Origin of the sequence: Marinobacter azerbaijanicus (genome assembly GCF_030250645.1) — a bacterium.
GTDB classification, from domain to species: domain Bacteria; phylum Pseudomonadota; class Gammaproteobacteria; order Pseudomonadales; family Oleiphilaceae; genus Marinobacter; species Marinobacter azerbaijanicus.
Genome location: NZ_JASSVS010000014.1, coordinates 70441 through 87233, shown reverse-complemented (window position 1 = coordinate 87233; position 16793 = coordinate 70441). Strand labels below are relative to the sequence as shown.

General features: G+C 56.6%; 12 protein-coding genes. 4 read left to right on the top strand and 8 right to left on the bottom strand.

What is annotated here, in order from left to right:
* Positions 1-22: 22 nt before the first annotated feature.
* Positions 23-1384, top strand: a complete 1362-nt coding sequence (gene gorA, locus QPM17_RS20380; RefSeq protein WP_285393361.1) for a glutathione-disulfide reductase — start codon at positions 23-25, stop codon at positions 1382-1384.
* Positions 1385-1403: 19 nt separating this feature from the next.
* On the opposite strand, the gene QPM17_RS20375 is transcribed toward gorA, so the two are convergent.
* From QPM17_RS20375 to QPM17_RS20365, 3 genes are read right to left on the bottom strand one after another with little or no spacing between them, the layout of a single operon-like run.
* The gene (locus QPM17_RS20375) at positions 1404-3347 is read right to left on the bottom strand and encodes an ATP-binding protein (protein ID WP_285393359.1); all 1944 of its coding nucleotides are present in this window, start codon (positions 3345-3347) and stop codon (positions 1404-1406) included.
* Positions 3340-4320, bottom strand: a complete 981-nt coding sequence (locus QPM17_RS20370; protein ID WP_285393357.1) for an ABC transporter substrate-binding protein — start codon at positions 4318-4320, stop codon at positions 3340-3342. Before QPM17_RS20370 ends, QPM17_RS20375 begins: the two co-directional genes overlap by 8 nt.
* A 32-nt stretch (positions 4321-4352) precedes the next feature.
* A complete protein-coding gene (locus QPM17_RS20365) occupies positions 4353-6548 on the bottom strand; it encodes a TonB-dependent receptor plug domain-containing protein (RefSeq protein WP_285393356.1) in 2196 nt (731 codons plus the stop codon).
* Positions 6549-6678: 130 nt separating this feature from the next.
* On the opposite strand from QPM17_RS20365, the gene QPM17_RS20360 reads away from it, so the two are divergent.
* Positions 6679-7323: a J domain-containing protein gene (locus QPM17_RS20360; protein WP_285393354.1), complete on the top strand. Its 645-nt coding sequence runs from the start codon at positions 6679-6681 to the stop codon at positions 7321-7323.
* Here the strand turns inward: QPM17_RS20360 and QPM17_RS20355 are convergent.
* From QPM17_RS20355 to QPM17_RS20340, 4 genes are all read right to left on the bottom strand, one after another.
* Positions 7294-8298 carry a bile acid:sodium symporter family protein gene (locus QPM17_RS20355; protein ID WP_285393352.1) on the bottom strand — a complete coding sequence of 335 codons (1005 nt, stop codon included), beginning with the start codon at positions 8296-8298 and terminating at the stop codon, positions 7294-7296. The two genes, QPM17_RS20360 and QPM17_RS20355, sit on opposite strands and share 30 nt — an antisense overlap.
* Positions 8295-8975 carry a FadR/GntR family transcriptional regulator gene (locus QPM17_RS20350; protein ID WP_285393350.1) on the bottom strand — a complete coding sequence of 227 codons (681 nt, stop codon included), beginning with the start codon at positions 8973-8975 and terminating at the stop codon, positions 8295-8297. The genes QPM17_RS20355 and QPM17_RS20350 overlap by 4 nt, the downstream gene beginning before the upstream one ends.
* A 102-nt stretch (positions 8976-9077) precedes the next feature.
* Positions 9078-10559 carry a flavin-containing monooxygenase gene (locus QPM17_RS20345; protein ID WP_285393348.1) on the bottom strand — a complete coding sequence of 494 codons (1482 nt, stop codon included), beginning with the start codon at positions 10557-10559 and terminating at the stop codon, positions 9078-9080.
* An 86-nt stretch (positions 10560-10645) separates the two neighbouring features.
* Positions 10646-11557, bottom strand: coding sequence for a LysR family transcriptional regulator (locus QPM17_RS20340; protein ID WP_285393346.1), 912 nt, complete (start codon positions 11555-11557; stop codon positions 10646-10648).
* Positions 11558-11657: 100 nt separating this feature from the next.
* Here QPM17_RS20340 and QPM17_RS20335 point away from each other — a divergent pair, with 100 nt between their 5' ends.
* Both QPM17_RS20335 and QPM17_RS20330 read left to right on the top strand, forming a co-directional pair.
* Complete coding sequence (locus QPM17_RS20335) at positions 11658-13277, top strand: NADH-quinone oxidoreductase subunit L (RefSeq protein WP_285393344.1); 1620 nt, start codon at positions 11658-11660, stop codon at positions 13275-13277.
* On the top strand, positions 13274-15757 hold the full coding sequence (locus QPM17_RS20330; protein ID WP_285393343.1) for a YbcC family protein: 2484 nt from the start codon (positions 13274-13276) through the stop codon (positions 15755-15757). Before QPM17_RS20335 ends, QPM17_RS20330 begins: the two co-directional genes overlap by 4 nt.
* On the opposite strand, the gene QPM17_RS20325 is transcribed toward QPM17_RS20330, so the two are convergent.
* Complete coding sequence (locus QPM17_RS20325) at positions 15726-16694, bottom strand: beta-ketoacyl-ACP synthase III (RefSeq protein WP_285393341.1); 969 nt, start codon at positions 16692-16694, stop codon at positions 15726-15728. The two genes, QPM17_RS20330 and QPM17_RS20325, sit on opposite strands and share 32 nt — an antisense overlap.
* Positions 16695-16793: the final 99 nt, after the last annotated feature.

The window sequence follows — 16793 nt, the reverse complement described above, 5'->3', positions numbered from 1 at the left end:
TTTTGCTGTCCCAGGAGACGATGTGTCTGAACAACAGGATTACGATCTGATTATCATTGGTGCCGGTTCCGGTGGTGTCCGGCTGGCGCGGATGTCTGCTGCCAAGGGCGCCCGTGTAGCGGTAGTAGAATCGCGCTACCTTGGCGGCACCTGCGTTAACGTGGGTTGCGTGCCGAAGAAGCTATTTGTCTATGGCTCCCATGCCGGCGAAGACATAGAGGATGCCGCCGGCTACGGCTGGAGTGTCCCGGGCGACCAGGTCAGTTTCGACTGGACGCGGCTGGTGGCTAACAAGAATGCAGAGATTGAACGGCTCAACGGTATTTACGGCCGTATGCTGGAGAATGCCGGGGTAACCGTTATCGAAGGTACCGCATCGCTGGCGGATGCCCATACCGTTGTTGTCGGAGATCGGACTTTCACCAGTAAACATATTACGGTTGCGACTGGCAGCTGGCCGGTGGTTCCTGATGTGCCGGGCAAGGAATGCGTGCTGACCTCCAATGAAATGTTCTATCTGCCTCAACTACCGAGGCAGGCAGTTGTATGGGGAGGCGGGTACATTGCGGTGGAGTTCGCCGGCATTCTTGCCGGCCTTGGTGTGGAGACGACGTTGCTTTACCGCGGCGAACTCTTCCTGCGAGGCTTTGACGATGACATTCGCGAGTTTACCGCCGCAGAAATGCGCAAGAAGGGGGTAGACCTTCGCTTTGGCGTTAACATCGAATCCATTGAGAGCGATAACGCACATTATGTCGTCAACCTGACAGATGGCTCACACCTGAATACAGGGCTGGTTATGGCAGCCACCGGTCGCAGAGCCCTGGTGGATGGTCTTGGTCTGGAAGAACTTGGAGTTCAGCTCAGCGCTTCCGGACACGTCGTTGTCGATGAATATTTTCAGACAGCGGTCCCATCCATTACGGCTCTGGGAGACGTTATCGGCACACCACAGCTTACACCGGTGGCCCTGGCGCAGGGGATGGTCCTTTCGCGTCGCCTGTTCGGTGATGGCGGGGGTGAAATGGATTACAGCAGTATTCCCACGGCGGTGTTCTGTCAGCCCAACATCGGTACCGTGGGCCTGACCGAAGCGGAAGCCCGGGAGGCCGGCCATAAGCTGCGAATTTACCGGTCCGAATTCAAACCCATGAAGCACACCCTCAGCGGTCGGGATGAGCGTGCGCTGATGAAGCTGGTTGTGGATGATGAATCAGACCGGGTGCTTGGTGCTCACATGGTGGGACCGGACGCCGGCGAGATTACCCAGGGAATAGCCGTTGCTATCAAGGCCGGCGCTACCAAGGCGCAATTCGACAGCACCGTAGGTATTCATCCGACCTCTGCGGAGGAATTCGTTACCATGCGTGATCCGGTGACGTGAACGGATTTGCGGCCGCTGGTCACACCTGTATCCAGCGGCTGAGTACTTTCCTCAGATTCTCCTTTCTGACCGGCTTTGCCAGATAGTCGTTCATGCCTGCGTCACGGCAACTGGCTTCCGTTCCCGGTAGTGCGTCAGCGGTAAGCGCAATGATCGGGGTACCCCCCTGGCCATTACTCTTTTCCCACTCACGGATGCAGCGAGTAGTCTCGTACCCATCCATAACCGGCATCTGGCAGTCCATCAGGATGACGTCGTAGCCGGCGTGATTGGTCTGTACCAGTTCCATGGCCTCCTCGCCATTGGCCGCAGCATCCGTTTCGAATCCGAGACGTTTGAGCAGGGCAGTAGCAACTCTCTGATTGACCATGTTGTCCTCGACCACCAGTGCCCTTCCTGTGCCATTGCCATTCACCGGCGGTGGATTACTGGCAACATTCGTGGGCGGGGCTGTTGCCAGCTCGAAGGGCAACTCGAACTGGAAGGAGGACCCCTTGCCGGGATCGGACTCCACGTTTACGTGGCCGCCCATATGCTCAACCAGCCGTTGCACCAGTGAAAGCCCCATTCCGGTTCCACCGTAGCGCCTGGAATTACCGGTTTCCAGCTGCTCGAAAGTGTTAAAAATATCATGAAGCCGTTCGATGGGAATGCCGCAACCCGAGTCGCTGACGGTGCAGTTCAGCAAGATGCAGTTTTCTTCCAGCGGGGACCAGCCGGCCTGAACATTGATGGAACCGTCGCCCGTGAACTTGATGGCATTATCAATCAGCCCGGACAGGATCTGTCGAAGCCTGGTGGCGTCACCAACTACCTGGGGCTGATCCGGCCATTGTCCAGAAAATTTCGTCGTAAGAGACAGCCCCTGCTGTTCAGCGACGTGCCGATAGCTTGCTGTGCAGTTGGTAATCAGCTGTCTCAGATCAAAGGACTGACTTTCCAGTTCCAGCGTGCCGCGATCGATGTGAGAGTAGTCCAGAATGTCATTAATGACGGTGAGCAAGTCCTCTGTCGATTGACGAGCTGTCTGCAGATAATCTTTTTGCCTGGGACTCAATGGTTCTTCTGTGACAAGTTCGATCATCCCCAGCACACCATTGAGTGGCGTGCGCAGCTCATGGCTCATGGTTGCCAGGAATTCCGATTTTGCCCGGTTAGCGCGTTCAGCCCGTTCTCGCGCCTTCTCCGAAGATGCCAGGGTGTCATCCCGTGATTGTTCCAGTGACCTGAGGTGTGCCGCCAGCGAGTTGAGACTTTCTTCCAGTTCCCTGATTTCACGGGTAGTGCCTGTCCGGCTGAGCGGAACTTCTTCATATTCCCTGCTGGTCAGTTTCGCTACCCTCCTTGAAAGACCCCGAATGGGCGAAATGATGCTGTTGAGGGAATGATTGACGATCAGAAGGGTGAATATCAGCAGCGAAAAACCCACGGCGAGCGATGTCCAGAGAATGTCCTGGCGCCGTGCCGCCAACTGTTCCTTGCTGACGCCTACCTCAACAGTGCCCACACGCAGGGCGCCGGAGCCGAAGCCATAATCGGGTTCAAACCACTCGGTCTGGCGGTCCTCGCTCAGGTTCAGCGGTTGTTGCAGGATTTCCGATTCAAATACATCGAACACTCCCTCCGAATCAGGGGCCACGGGCTCGCCGCCGCCAGTCACAAAACCGACTTCATCACCCATAAGATTGGATACGCGGATCCAGTCTGCACGGCTACGTCGGAGTGATTGGGAAAGGATCTGTTCGAGGGTCTCGGTGTTTCCGGATACAACCGCATACTCCACAGCCGGAGCAAGGCTGTCTGCCAGCATCTGGCTGCTCTCCGCCAGCTCTTTGCGGGCGTCATCCAGACGGGCCGAGGTAAAGAACACCATCAACACCACGAACATGACAATCGCCGGGGCAGCGCCGAGTAACAGGAGTTTTCTGGAGAGCGACGTCTGGTGGCCAATGTGCTTATTCATCGGCAACCTCCCCGGTCTCTCTGAGCTGCTCCTGTACGGACGTGATGATGTCTTTTCTGTCGGGCAGTGGAATGTTCAGTGAGCGCGCAACCTGTTTGTTAACCTCGATACCGAATGCTTCGGGATAGGCTGGTGGGGGAAACCGGCCCTTGACCCGGTAGTCCTGAATATACTCTGCGGCCAGTTCCGCTATTTCAGTCAATGGCGTGTAGGTGGATGCCAGTGAGCCCGCTTTCACGTAAGCCTGGCTTGGTCCGATGACAATACGGTTACGACGATAGGCTGTCAGCAGGATGTGTTTGATGGTTCTTGGGTTGTAGATGCTGCTGTCTGGTGCGGCAAGGATAAAGTCTCCATAGTTAAGTGCGCGGATGAGAGTCGGTATCAGTTCTCCATCAGACGCAACCACAAAGATCTTGCCTTCCATCCCGTATTCGGGAAGCCGTTCAATGGTTGGTTCATAACTCTCTACCTTGTCAGGATGGGCCAGCATCGCTACCCGTGTAGCCTGGGGCAGAATAACCTTGCCTGTAATCGCCTGCCGGATAAGGGGCGGATTGTAAAGGATGCCGGAAACCGAACCGCCGGCCTGCTCGACATAACCATCAATAAATGACTGTTCAACGAGCAACGCAAGAATTGGAACGTTTCTGTTTTCCTGGCGGACACGGGTAAAGGCACTCGGCCCCAGCGCGATAACCGGCGTTGTACTGTCCTGGGATGTCTGGCCGGGACTGAAGGTCCTGATAATGGTCCGACTGCCCAGCGCCTCCTGGAGAAGGGAGAGCATTCGGCGGTTCAGCGCGGAATTCTCGGAACCCGCAAGATAGACCAGTGAACCCTCGGTGGGTTGGGCAGCGACAGGATTCGATATTGGGGTCACGATCAGAAACAGGGCCAGGATAACCAGACGCCAGCTGGCTACAAGCGAACCTGTTTTCGCAGCAATGTTCGGATTCTCTGTCGTGTTCATACCATCCGGGGTCTGGTGTCGTCCGTGTCGTTTCAGAATCTTACGCCAGCTTCAACAAAGAACTGGTTATGATCTTTGATTGTATTGTCTGGACTTAGGGTCGGATCCCTGTCCAGGTAGTGTTGCATGGTCAGGGCAAGTTCGTAACTGTAGCCGGACGCAAACACGCGCCGGGCAAGTCTGAAATCTGCCCGCTCGAAGTGGGAACGGCGGAACTCGTCGGCAAAATAGAAAGCGGCAGAGGACGTCAGATCAAACGGCAAATCCTGAATCCACGCAAAACTCCCCGAGTGCCTGACCGAGAGGCGCCCCAGCAAATCGATGGCGTATTGTTTGTCTCCGGCGTCGCGATCATCCGCTCCGGTATAACGACCGTCCTGATCAAGATAAGCATAGCTGACCCGCAGGCTGGTACCCGGAAAATCCACGGATGCTTCCACCTCGAAGCCCTCCTGATCCAGAGCAACGTTGTTATCAATGGTCCATTGCTCTTCATTGATAATGCCACTGATCATGTCGCGGAGTTGGTCATTGAAGTACCGGACTTCCAGAGAAAGGGTGGATGAGTCCAGGTAGTACTGTCCAAAATAACTTATTTCCCGGGATGTTATGCGCTCTTCTTCAAGCTCTTTCCCGAAGGTGGATGTAGTGGGATCAACCAGATTCTCCACCAGGACCCTTTCTCCTTCAAGAAAGTCAAAGGGTGGAGCCACGTTTCTCGGACGGTAGGACCAGTCCGGATTCTGCTCGAAGGCATCGGGTGTTCTCACGGCACGAGAATAGACAAACCGCAGGGTGTGGTTGTTGGAGAGAATAAAGTTAGCAGCAAGCCTTGGTGAGAAATAGCCTTCATCCGTTGTGGTTGTTTTTTCCCAGTTGCCGCCGGAGTTCAGCGTCAGCCAGCGGAAGGGGGAGTATTCAAGATTCCCGAAAACCCGCGACTGGTAGTTGTTGCCGCGACCATTAAAAAACGTTTCGGAGCGATAGGTGTCCTTGCGGTAGCCGAGCCCGGATACGAGTTTGAGGTCCGGATTGAACAGAATGGTATCCTGAATCTCCAGCTCCAGGCGGGACTCTTCGATGTCCTCGTTCAGATTGGCCAGGAATGGATTGGCATCTTCCGGGGTACAGGGCCGCAGGTCTGGAGTCGGGACGTCGGGGTCGAGAATGTCAATGAACTGGTCCTGGGGAATACAGACTGTCCATCTTTGCCTGCGATCATAATTCTGGAATGATGCCTGAACATGATAGAAGTGGCGTTCAGACGTGGTGACATTGAGGCGTGTCTGCAGGTAGTAGTCATCAACAATGATATCAGGGTGCTCATTCGCGCCGAACTTGCCGTTTTTACGTGAATCTTCCTCATCCACGCCGTCGACCACGCCGGCTCGCAGATCGAGGTCATAATTGTTATTGAGCGCTATGTTACTGTCATAGTTGAACGTATTGATGTCATAACCATCATGAAACGGATAGATGACGCCGTCATCTTCCTGCTCGTCGAACCCGTCTGATTTGCGTTTTTCATAGGCCAGTCGCCACTTGTAGGTTTCACTGGTGTCGCCAACTGAGCCGAAGGCCCTACCGTAGCCACGGGAACCGGAAATGCCCCTTAGCTCAATGCCTGCGGTATCTTCCGGCGGGCGTGTAATGATGTTGATGGTTCCCAGGAAGGCGTTGATGCCATAGGCTGCACTGTTCGGGCCGCGGCTGATTTCGATTCGTTCAATCAGGTCCAGAGGCACCGGCATGGAGTTCCAGTCCATGTCTGACAGGTTGGGGCGGTAGGAGGTGCGGCCATCAACCAGCACCTGAAGCCTGCGCTGTTCGTAGTGCACTGTGCCATGGTAACTGGTTACAGGCTGGTTGCTGCCAACGGCATTGACTGTCATGCCCGGCACCAGGCGAAAAACCTCAACCAGTTTCATGATTCCCAGGTCCCGGATCATGTCACCGGTGATGATTGTGGTCGTACCCGGAACGCGGGATTTGGGTTGCCTCAGCCGGGTGGTGGTCAGCACCTCGGGAATGGAGGAGTCCATGTTGAAGGCTTCGGGAACGTTGCCGAGGGCTGCCAGGTCGTAGACGCCGGCGTCCTCCTCCTGAGCTTCACTGGCCATTGGAAGGGTGAAAAGTACACCAGCCAGAATGGCAACAACCGGGCGTGAGGGGAGCCTGTCGTTTCCGGGAAACACCGGAGATTTAACGGGATAGTTCGTAACGGACATGGGTGTCGTTTTATACTTTGCCGAGTGTAGGGGTTTTTTTATAGTGACTGCCTACCTCTTATCCTAAGTGACCAGATTACGTTTGTCTCTCAAAAATGTAATGTTTATCCGATGAAAGAGTTGTAACTCTATGAACTGTTGGGAAGTATTGGGTATAGAGCCTACCCGCGACCATGCTCGCATAAAGGCTGCTTATGAACGGCAGGAAAAGTTCGCCTCCGGTGAGGAACTTGAGCGCTTGCGTGAGGCCTTCCGGGAGGCAGCCGGTGGTGAACCGATGGCGGCACAGGAGCAGCCTGAGGTTCAGCGCAAGGCGCCGAATCCACAGGCTGAATCAGCGTCGCTGGATGCCTCAGAACAGCAGGTTGTCCGTGAGGTGGTGATCCAGGTCCGCGCTCTCCTCAACGACTCTGGCCACAGCAAGGACGTACAGATCTGGAAAGCGATACTTGGTGAGCCGCCAGCGGACCAGCCGCATGTGCGCAGGGAAATTGGCAGGGCGCTGGAGCCACAGATCAGGCCGATGGCTGAAAATGGCAGTTTTCCTCCGCCAGTCGTGCAGTTTCTCGCCGGCTGGTTCGACTGGTACGGCCTACGGGATGCGCCGGAACAACAGGCTGACGATGAGGATCAGGCCGACAGAGCTGCAGTTGACCAGCCCTCCCAGGAAGAATCACCACCGCAGATGGTCAACTTCTGGCCGGCGGTTGTCGGCTGGATCGTCGGGCTGGCTATCCTGGCCACCCTATTCAGCGGGATGGGAGGTGGTGGCTGACGCCGCCTCAATCCTGCTGCGGTACTTCTGCGCCAGCATGGCTCCGACAATTACCTGAATCTGGTTGTAGCACATGATGGGCAGGACGATCATGCCGAATCCGGGATGCCCGGAGAACAACACCTTGGCCATGGGCAGCCCTGACGCCAGGCTTTTCTTGGAGCCGCAGAATACAACCGCAGCTTCATCTTCCAGGCTGAACCCGAGCCTGCGAACCACAAACATTGCCATCACCATAAAGAATCCCAGCAGCGCGAAACACAGCGCTATGGTCAGGAAGATTGCATTCAAAGGCAGGTTCTGCCAAAGACCGCTCGCCACCGAGTGAGAAAAGGCGGAATAGACAATCAACCAGATAACGCACTGGTCGTATCGGGATGCGAGCGTCTCGTGCCTTGCCAGAAAACCGCCAAGCCAGGGCCGCAGACCATGGCCCACGGCGAAAGGCAGCAATAACTGGAGCATGATGTCCCGTAACGCCTCCGCCACCGAGAAGCTGCCATCACCGGACGTGCTCACCAGTAACAGCAGCAGGAAGGGGGTGAGCATCATGCCGAACACGTTGGAAGCGGCTGCACTGCAGATTGCAGCGGGTACGTTACCCCGGGCCATGGCGGTGTAGGCGATGGAAGAAGAAACAGCAGAAGGCAGCACTCCCAGATAGAGAAAACCCAGTCCGAGATCGGCTGGCATCCACTGGGGTGCAAAACGATTAATCTCGTTGATCGGCAGCGCCACCAGCGGAAAAAAGACAAATGTGAATGCCGTAATAATGATGTGCAGTCGCCAATGGGTGGCGCCGGCGATGATCTGTTCCCGGGACAGCGCGGCGCCATGCAGGAAAAACAGCAGCGCAACTGCGACTGTGCCTGCAGTTGCCAGGATGTCAGCGGCCTCGCCCCGCACAGGCAGGAAAGTGGCAAGGACAATGGCGCCCAGTAACAGAAGCGTGAAGGTATCGAGTCTGAACTTCATGAAAGCCTGCCTGCCAGGGCATCCAGACTTGGTTGCAGAAGGGATTTTGCCAGAGTTTCAGCTTTTGCCTGGTCCTGTCGGCGGATAGCCGCCAGCAACAGTTCGTGGTCCTCCTGTGACGGCTCCGGTAGCTCAGAATCCAGTTCCGTCTGTTCTATGGTCAGCGCCACTGCATGGGCGAAATAGTCGTATAGCTCCGTGAGGGCAGGGTTGTGGGACGCCGCTACCAGCGCTGCATGGAAGTCCTGGTCGTGACGGATTCTTTCCTTGATGGAATCGCCGGCCTGTCCGCGTTTGTCCAGGGCAAGGGTCATCCTCTCCATATCCTTTGTGTCGCGCCTTTTCGCCGCCAGCCTGGCGGCCTCGGTTTCCAGCATGATGCGCACTTCGAGCTTGTCCCGGAGCTGTGAGCGGGCGATCCGGCGCAATGTTTCCCCTGCATCCCTGGTGGCACGGACGTAAGTACCGTCACCCTGCCGGGTCTCAAGCATGCCCACATGAACCAGTACCCGAACTGCCTCCCGAACCGTGTTGCGGCTGATCCCCAGGGATTCAGACAGATCTGCTTCCACGGGGAGGCGATCTCCAATAGCCCAGTGGCCCTGTTCAATAGCGTGGCGCAGGCTTTCGATGGCGGTTTCCACCAGGGAACCTTTGGTGATTCTTGCGAGTTGCATGTTTAAGATCCTGACAGCAGATGACCCAATCATCCTATGAATTCATTCAGGCTGTCAACCATCGGCCTCCAGAGCGCCCCAGGGGGTGGTTTTCCGGGAAAGTCATCCGGAGGGCTGGAGAAACTTGTAGTCGTGAGTGTCCACCTGGCGGGTGGCCTTGCGGTATGTGAACGTAAAGCCTGGCCAGTTCACGGTGTTCTTGCCGTTGCTGTCCAGGTACCAGGAGTGGCAGCCGGACTCCCAGACGCTGGTTTGCAGTTTTTGCTGGATGGTGGCGGAAAAATCCCGTAATCGCTCTGGTTTTACCTCCATGGCAACGCCCGGTTTTTGCTGTAGCGTCCTGATACAACTGAGTATGTACCGGAACTGGGATTCCAGCATGTAGACAATGCTGTTGTGGGCGAGGTTGGTATTGGGGCCATACAGCATGAACAGGTTTGGAAACCCGGACACCGTAATGCCTTTGTAGGCTTCGGACCCGTTGGCCCAGGCCTGGTTCAGCGACACGCCGTTGCGGCCGGTGATTTTCATGGGAGAGAGGAATTCGGAAGCGGCAAAACCGGTACCAACGATTATGGTGTCCACCTTGTGTACGGCACCATCAGTGGTAATAACACCATCTTCGACGATGCGCTCGATGCCTGTCGTTACCAGATTCACGTGAGGCTGATCCACGGCGGAATACCAGTCGTTGGATATCAGGATTCTTTTACAGCCAATTTTGTAGTCCGGTATCAGTTGCCTGAGCTTGTCGGGGTTCCGAACCTCGCTCTTGGCGAACCGTCTGGCCTGCCAGGCAAAGATTTCCAGCAGGCTGTTGAAGCGGGTGAATGCCAGGGCCCGACTCTCGTTCTTCCAGTAGATCAGGTAACGGTACAGGCGGTCCCAAGCCGGAATCCTCTGGAATAGTGTCTGCTCCCAGGGGTAAAAGGGCCGGTCCGGCTTGGGCAGTACCCAGGCAGCGGAACGCTGGAACAGGGTGAGGGATTTCACCCTGGGTACAATTTCCGGCACAAACTGGATAGCACTGGCGCCGGTGCCGATCACCGCAACGTTTTTGCCGTTAAGATCATGGTCATGGTCCCAGCGGGCCGAGTGGAACATCTTGCCGGCAAAAGTCTCCATGCCGGGGATACTGGGCCAGGCCGGCTGGTTTAGCTGGCCGGTGGCAGTGATCACCATGTCCGCGGTAAATGAGTCGCCGTCGGCGGTTGTGACGGTCCAGGTGTTGGTGGCGTCGTCAAACACCGCATTGGCAACTTCCTTGTTGAAGCGAATGTGGTCAGCCAGATCGTACTTTTCAACGCAGTGCTGCATATAGCCGAGAATTTCTGGCTGCAATCCGAACTTCCTGGACCAGTCGTGCTTGGGCTCAAAGGAATACGAGTAGAAGTGGGACTGAACATCGCAGGCGGCGCCAGGGTAGGTGTTGTCCCGCCAGGTGCCACCGACCCCTTGTGCCTTCTCCAGCATGACAAACGAGCCTATGCCGGCGGTTTTGAGCTGTATCGCCATGCCAAGCCCACCAAACCCGGTACCAATGATCACTATGGAGGGGTAGGCCGCATCTGGAGACTGTTTCATGGCAAATTCGCCTGGCTGATTGAGGATTTGGCAGTCAGTATACGGGCCAACAGCGATGCAATGGATGACTTTTTCGGACAGGCCGGCTAGTCAGAATGATCAATCACGGGGCTTGTAAGGAAATTCTCAGCCGGTTGCGCCAGTATTTCCTGAAGCGCAGGTTTTTCGAAGCGGCGCCGTATACTGATGGCGTAGAATTCTTCGAAAATACCGGGTAAAACGCCGTAGTCTTTCAGAGCGCCTGATTTCAGTTCGTCACGTACCACCACCGGCGGTAACACGGCGTAGTATCCACTGTCCCTTGTGAGCAGCCTCATCATGGCCATATCGTCGACTTCAGCCGATATCGACGGGTATATCCTGTGGTATTCGCAGAGCTGGTCGAATCCCTGGCGAATGTTGCTTTCAGGGCCGGGTACGATCAGATGCTTGCCTGTCAGAAAATCGGGGAAGCCTGTTTCGCTATCCGCTCCGGGTGGGCCGATGATGCTGACCGGCTGACGCGCAATCAGGCGTGAGCGCCAGGGGTTCTGCTCGCTACCTCTCACCGACTGGTTGGACAGAACAATGTCGAGCCTGTGGGCCGACAGCCGCCGCAACAGCTCGTCAATGTGACCGCTCTGCAGGCACAGTTCAAGATCATCCCGCCCCAGCAGCGGTTGCAGGAAGGCCTCCTGGAAGTTTCTCGACAGCGTCGCGACGGCCCCAATCCGCATGACCTCCCGATTTGGTTGTGCCCCGGATGCAAACAGGGCAGTGAGTTCCTCGCCATGACGGAATATCTCTTCTGCGTAGGAAAAGGCCATTCGTCCTGCTTCCGACAGTGTCAGCTTCCGGCTTTCCCGGATAAACAGGTCATGACCGAGACTGTCTTCAAGCTTGCGGATCTGACCTGACAGTGCGGACTGGGAGACGTGAAGCATTTTGGCAGCGCGGGTCAAATGACCTGTTCGCGCAACCATCCAGAAGTAGTACAGGTGGTGATAGTTCAGTTTCATGGCATAAGGTTCTCATAAAGAGAATGAACTGTTCAATAATATCTATTTTATATAACGATCATGAAAGGGCAAAGTAGGAGAAAACCTGGAGGGACTCCTAATGAACACTTTTATGCCTGCACTGGCTGCTCTTTCATTGGGCCTGTGGCTGACCGTTCCGGTCTGCCTGTTTGCTGTTGCCCTGTTCAGCGCCCGGTCTCGCGATGCCCTGAAACTCAACCATTGCTGGCGCCTCGCAAGTCGGTTACTGACTGCTTCAATGTTCATCACGGTAATCATTGGACTGCAGATGGCGGTGGATACGAGATTGCCGGATGTCGGCTTTGGCCTGGCGGAGGCTGCCCTGAGGTTCGGGCTCTATACAGATGGAATAGCGATCTGGATGGCGCTGATGGTTGCCTTTATTGGTTGGGCTATTCTTCGATTTGCCGATAACTATTTGCGGGGAGACCCCGGCCGCGATCGATTCCTGCCGTGGTTTCTCACTACTATTACCTGTGTCCTGGTGCTTGCATTCACCAACAATCTGCTGGTGTTGGCGGGCGCATGGGTTGGTGTGAGCCTGGCGCTGCACAATCTGCTGACACTCTACCCTGATCGTCCCCAGGCACGAATTGCGGCTGTGCAGAAATTCATAGTCAGCCGGACCGGCGATGCCCTTGTAATTGGTGGCGTTATGTTGCTGTACCACCATTACGGCACTTTCCGGTTGCCGGAGATGTCAGCCATGCAGGCGGTCAACCCTTCGGGTTCCACAGCACTCACGGCAGCCGCCATCCTGCTTGCACTGGCCGCAGTTCTCAAATGTGCACAGATACCTTTCCATGGCTGGTTGCTCAGGGTCATGGAAGCGCCAACGCCAGTGTCGGCGCTATTGCACGCGGGCGTCATAAACCTTGGTGGCTTCCTGTGGCTGCGCCTGTTTCCGGTCTTTGACGGTTTTACCGCCGGACACATGATCCTGTTGGTGGTGGGTGGAACCACGGCCGTTATAGCCGTCATCACCATGATGACCCATTATTCGGTGAAGCATGCGCTGGCCTGGTCCACGTGCGCCCAGATGGGCTTCATGCTGTTCGAGATCGGGATGGGAGCCTACACCCTGGCGTTGCTGCACCTTCTGGCTCATTCCGTTTACAAGGCTCATTCGTTTCTCGCGGCCGGCCGGACTGTCCGGGTGTCTGCTGCCGAGATATTTCCTGAGTTGCCGATCCGCAGTCGACTGATATGGGCTGGTGCAACCGGGACACTGGCCGCATTGATGCTTGCCTGGCAACCCTGGCTGGTTGAGGGTAACCCCGTCTTTGGAATACTGCTTGTGCTGGCAGTAGCCAGTGCCGCCATGGGTATGCCACGGGGAACAGGCTTCAGGGTGAGGGTGCGCATTGCAGGCCTTGCACTGCTTCTTGTTCCTGTTTACTCGATTCTTCACGCCTTGCTGGGAACCGCCGTGCCGGAACACGCAACTTTTGCGCTGTCGGCTGTTGCCTGGGGTGTTGGATTTGCGTTGCTGTCTGCCCTGGCCCTGCTGTCGCTCATGGTATCGCTGGCCCCGCGTTCCCGCGCTATGGCCTCCCTCTACCGGCATTTCAGCCAGGGTCTGTATCTTGATCTGCCATTCGATCAGCTCACCCGACGTCTGGCATCCCAGGCGCTCAATGTGCCCGCCACTCTGAATCGGGTTCCTCACCATCCATTTACCATGGAAGAGAAAGCATGAACGGTATTGCTCAGTGTTCTACGCCCGATGCCTCTTTTGACAGGTCCACTGGTCATTGGCAGGCATCGATATCCAGGGCCTGTGAAATGGTCGCCCCGGTCTGGCCTCTGGATCAGTGGATTGCCGTCAACCCGTTCTGGGGGTTGCGGAACCTGAAAGCGCCCCGGGTGGACAGCCTGTTGAGGCAGCGGCGCGGCGAATCCATGCTGATGCCACTGGCGTTCTATCGCGAAGCCTGGGAAGGCGGAAGGATAAGCCGGGATGACCTTCTGGCCAGCCTGAAAGAAGCGGGAATCAACGACACGCCAGAGCTCTTTGGCGAACGGCTTTACCGCACTGAGCGCGTTGAAAACCGGCCAGACTATTCCGTTCTGGACATTCTCCCCGGCGCTGTTGAGGGAGAGCCGCCGACAGCCGTTGTGGTTGACCAGATCGGCCGCACATGCGGTGCGTTTTTTGACCGCAGGCAGTCCCGCTGGTCGACCCGTTCCGACGGGGAAGGCCTGTTCGATTTCTGGCTGGAATCAGCGAGGGCAGATGTGTCGCTGGACTACCGCACCGGAATCCGGGGCGTAAGACGCTGGTTCGGAACAGTGCCTGCGTACCGGCTGGAGGCTACCAGGGAGGCGATCGATGCCCTTGGTATCGATGCGGATATTCTGGAGGCGCTCGCCCACGGCCTGCTGATGCGTATTCCCGGATGGGCTGCCTGGTGCCGCGGTGTGGACTGGCGTGCCGGATTGCAGGGGGATAGTTCCAGCGTTTGTGAAGAACTGGTATCCATACTGCTGGTCTGGGAGTGGGCCGCATTTGCCCATGCCAGCCCTGAACAGAAAAATATGGCAGCAAACCGGCGCCATGCGCTTGTCGAGACCGGATCGGGAGCAGGTACTGAATGGCTCTGGGTGTGGCACAGGGCGTTCGAAATTGGATATCAGCGCTCTTTATGGTGCACGCTGGGCAACCCTGAAGGCGCTCAGGAGCGCAAAAACGCTCCCCCTGAGCGGCCTGAAGTCCAGGCTGTATTCTGTATCGATGTTCGCTCAGAAATCATGCGCAGGCACCTGGAAGAGGTGCATCCTGGCGTCCAGACCATCGGTTTTGCGGGCTTTTTCGGCCTGCCCATTGTTCACCAGAACCACGGTCCCTACCGGCCGATGGCGAAGCTGCCCGGTCTGCTGGCGCCTGCTTATCGGGTCGTCGATACCCAGGGCAGCAACGAGAGTGACGCTGCCCTGAACAGGGCCCTGGATCAACGGGAAATGACCCGTGAATCCGTGCGCAAGGCCAAGTATGGCAGCCTGTCGACTTTTACGCTGGTGGAAACTACCGGGCTGGCCTGGGCGTGGAAGCTGGTCAAGGATTCCCTCAACCTGACAGCTCGCAAGGGCAAGGCCGCTGGTCAGGACACGGTGGCGGGGCGACTGGTGTACCTTCACGGCGGAGATCCGCTTTTCGAAACCACAAAGGTCGAACTCGTGGCCGGATTTCTGCGCGGCATGGCGTTAACTGATAATTTTGCGCCGCTGCTGGTTTTTACCGGCCATGGTACTCACACGGAGAATAACCCTCACAACGCCGGCCTCGCCTGTGGCGCCTGTGGTGGTCAGAACGGTGGTATGAACGCCCGGCTCGCGGCCCAGTTATTCAATGATCCCCAGGTGCGCGTGGCGCTTGCGGAAGAGGGGATTTCCATCCCCCTCGACAGCTGGGCTGTTGCCGCCGAGCACTGCACGGTGACTGATGAGGTAACCCTGTTTGATTGCGACAGTCTGCCGGCCTCCCACAGGCCGGCCCTGGCGGATCTTGAGCGTCGGTTTGCCGAAGCGGGCAACCGCACACGGCGGGAAAGAGCGACGGCTCTGAAGCTAAATGGTTATGATGATTCCGCGTTACATCAGAAGGTTAGGAGCAGAACCTCGGATTGGACTGAAGTCAGGCCGGAATGGGGGCTTGCCAATAATGCAGCCATTATTTTTGCAAAGCGGTCCCGTACCCGCGGAAAAAACCTGGGTGGGCGCGTCTTCCTCCATGACTATGATCCGGACCAGGACAGCAATGGCGAGGTACTGGCGGCACTGTTATCGGCGCCCATGATCGTCGCGAACTGGATCAACATGCAGTATTTCGGCTCAGTCACCATGCTGGATGTGTATGGTGCCGGTAACAAGCTGTTGCACTCAGTGGTTGGCGGCAACGTCGGTGTGATTGAGGGTAACGGAACCGATCTGCGTATCGGGCTGCCGCTCCAGTCTGTCCATGACGGCACCTACTGGCGGCACGAACCGGTCCGGCTTGCCGTGGTGATCGATGCGCCTGCCGAGCGGATTGAAGCCGTTATGCGGCAGAATCCGGACGTGGAGGCGCTGGTGGAGAATCAATGGGTCTGGCTCCATCGCCTGACGGATGAGGGCGGAGAGCGTTATGTCAACGGAACCTGGCAAGCCTTCAGAAACGGATCAGCGCCGAGCCCCAGGTAAAGCCACCACCAAAAGCTTCCAGAAGGATGATTTCATTCTTCTGGATGCGGCCGTCGCGAACCGCCACGTCGAGTGCCAGAGGAATCGAGGCAGCAGAGGTATTGCCATGCTTGTTGACCGTTACCACCACCTGGTCCATGGACATATTCAGCTTGCGGGCAGTAGCGGCGATAATCCTCAGGTTTGCCTGGTGTGGTACCAGCCAGTCCACGTCAGACTTCTGCATCTGGTTGGCCTCGAGTGTCTCGTCGACAATCCTGCCGAGGGTATTCACGGCAACCTTGAACACCTCATTACCTTTCATGTGTACGTGGCCTTTGCCAGCGCGCACCTGGTCGAAACCATCACCAATGCCACAGGGTACGTGGAGCAGGTCTTCATATTTGCCATCGGCATGAATGTGGGTGGACAGAATCCCGGTTTCCTCGCTGGCTTCCAGCACCACGGCGCCGGCGCCGTCACCAAACAGCACGCAGGTGCCGCGGTCCTGCCAGTCCAGGATACGGGAAAACAGCTCCGCCCCTACCACCAGAACGCGCTTGCTGCTGCCCGTCTTGATGAACTTGTCGGCTACCGATAGCGCATACACAAAACCACTGCATACGGCCTGGATGTCGAATGCCGGGCAGCCATGGATATCAAGCCGGGCCTGAAGGATGCAGGCAGAGCTCGGGAAAATCTTGTCAGGTGTAGAGGTGGCAAAAATGATCAGGTCGATATCGGTTGGCTGCAAGCCGGCGGCTTCAATGGCCAGGCGAGAGGCCTGTTCCGCAAGATCGACCGTGGTTTGACCTTCCACGGCAATATGCCGCTGTTCAATTCCGGTACGCTCACGAATCCACTGGTCGCTGGTGTCGACAATCTTTTCCATGTCTTCGTTTGTCATGACATTCTCGGGCAGATAGGAGCCCGTGCCGACAATTCGCGCGTACGTCATGTGCCTTATTCCTCAGGTAAACAGGTAAATACTCAGGTTCTTTCAATCATCCTATACCCTATTGATCGCTCCCAGCTATTAGCGATTTGTCAAAGGTGA

What these genes read in the sequence shown, in the direction of transcription:
- QPM17_RS20375 (WP_285393359.1), bottom strand. Translation starts at nt 3,347, where the DNA reads ATGAATAAGCACATTGGCCACCAGACGTCGCTCTCCAGAAAACTCCTG.
- QPM17_RS20330 (WP_285393343.1), top strand. Translation starts at nt 13,274, where the DNA reads ATGAACGGTATTGCTCAGTGTTCTACGCCCGATGCCTCTTTTGACAGG.
- QPM17_RS20365 (WP_285393356.1), bottom strand. Translation starts at nt 6,548, where the DNA reads ATGTCCGTTACGAACTATCCCGTTAAATCTCCGGTGTTTCCCGGAAAC.
- QPM17_RS20325 (WP_285393341.1), bottom strand. Translation starts at nt 16,694, where the DNA reads ATGACGTACGCGCGAATTGTCGGCACGGGCTCCTATCTGCCCGAGAAT.
- QPM17_RS20345 (WP_285393348.1), bottom strand. Translation starts at nt 10,559, where the DNA reads ATGAAACAGTCTCCAGATGCGGCCTACCCCTCCATAGTGATCATTGGT.
- QPM17_RS20350 (WP_285393350.1), bottom strand. Translation starts at nt 8,975, where the DNA reads ATGCAACTCGCAAGAATCACCAAAGGTTCCCTGGTGGAAACCGCCATC.
- QPM17_RS20360 (WP_285393354.1), top strand. Translation starts at nt 6,679, where the DNA reads ATGAACTGTTGGGAAGTATTGGGTATAGAGCCTACCCGCGACCATGCT.
- QPM17_RS20370 (WP_285393357.1), bottom strand. Translation starts at nt 4,320, where the DNA reads ATGAACACGACAGAGAATCCGAACATTGCTGCGAAAACAGGTTCGCTT.
- QPM17_RS20340 (WP_285393346.1), bottom strand. Translation starts at nt 11,557, where the DNA reads ATGAAACTGAACTATCACCACCTGTACTACTTCTGGATGGTTGCGCGA.
- QPM17_RS20335 (WP_285393344.1), top strand. Translation starts at nt 11,658, where the DNA reads ATGAACACTTTTATGCCTGCACTGGCTGCTCTTTCATTGGGCCTGTGG.
- QPM17_RS20355 (WP_285393352.1), bottom strand. Translation starts at nt 8,298, where the DNA reads ATGAAGTTCAGACTCGATACCTTCACGCTTCTGTTACTGGGCGCCATT.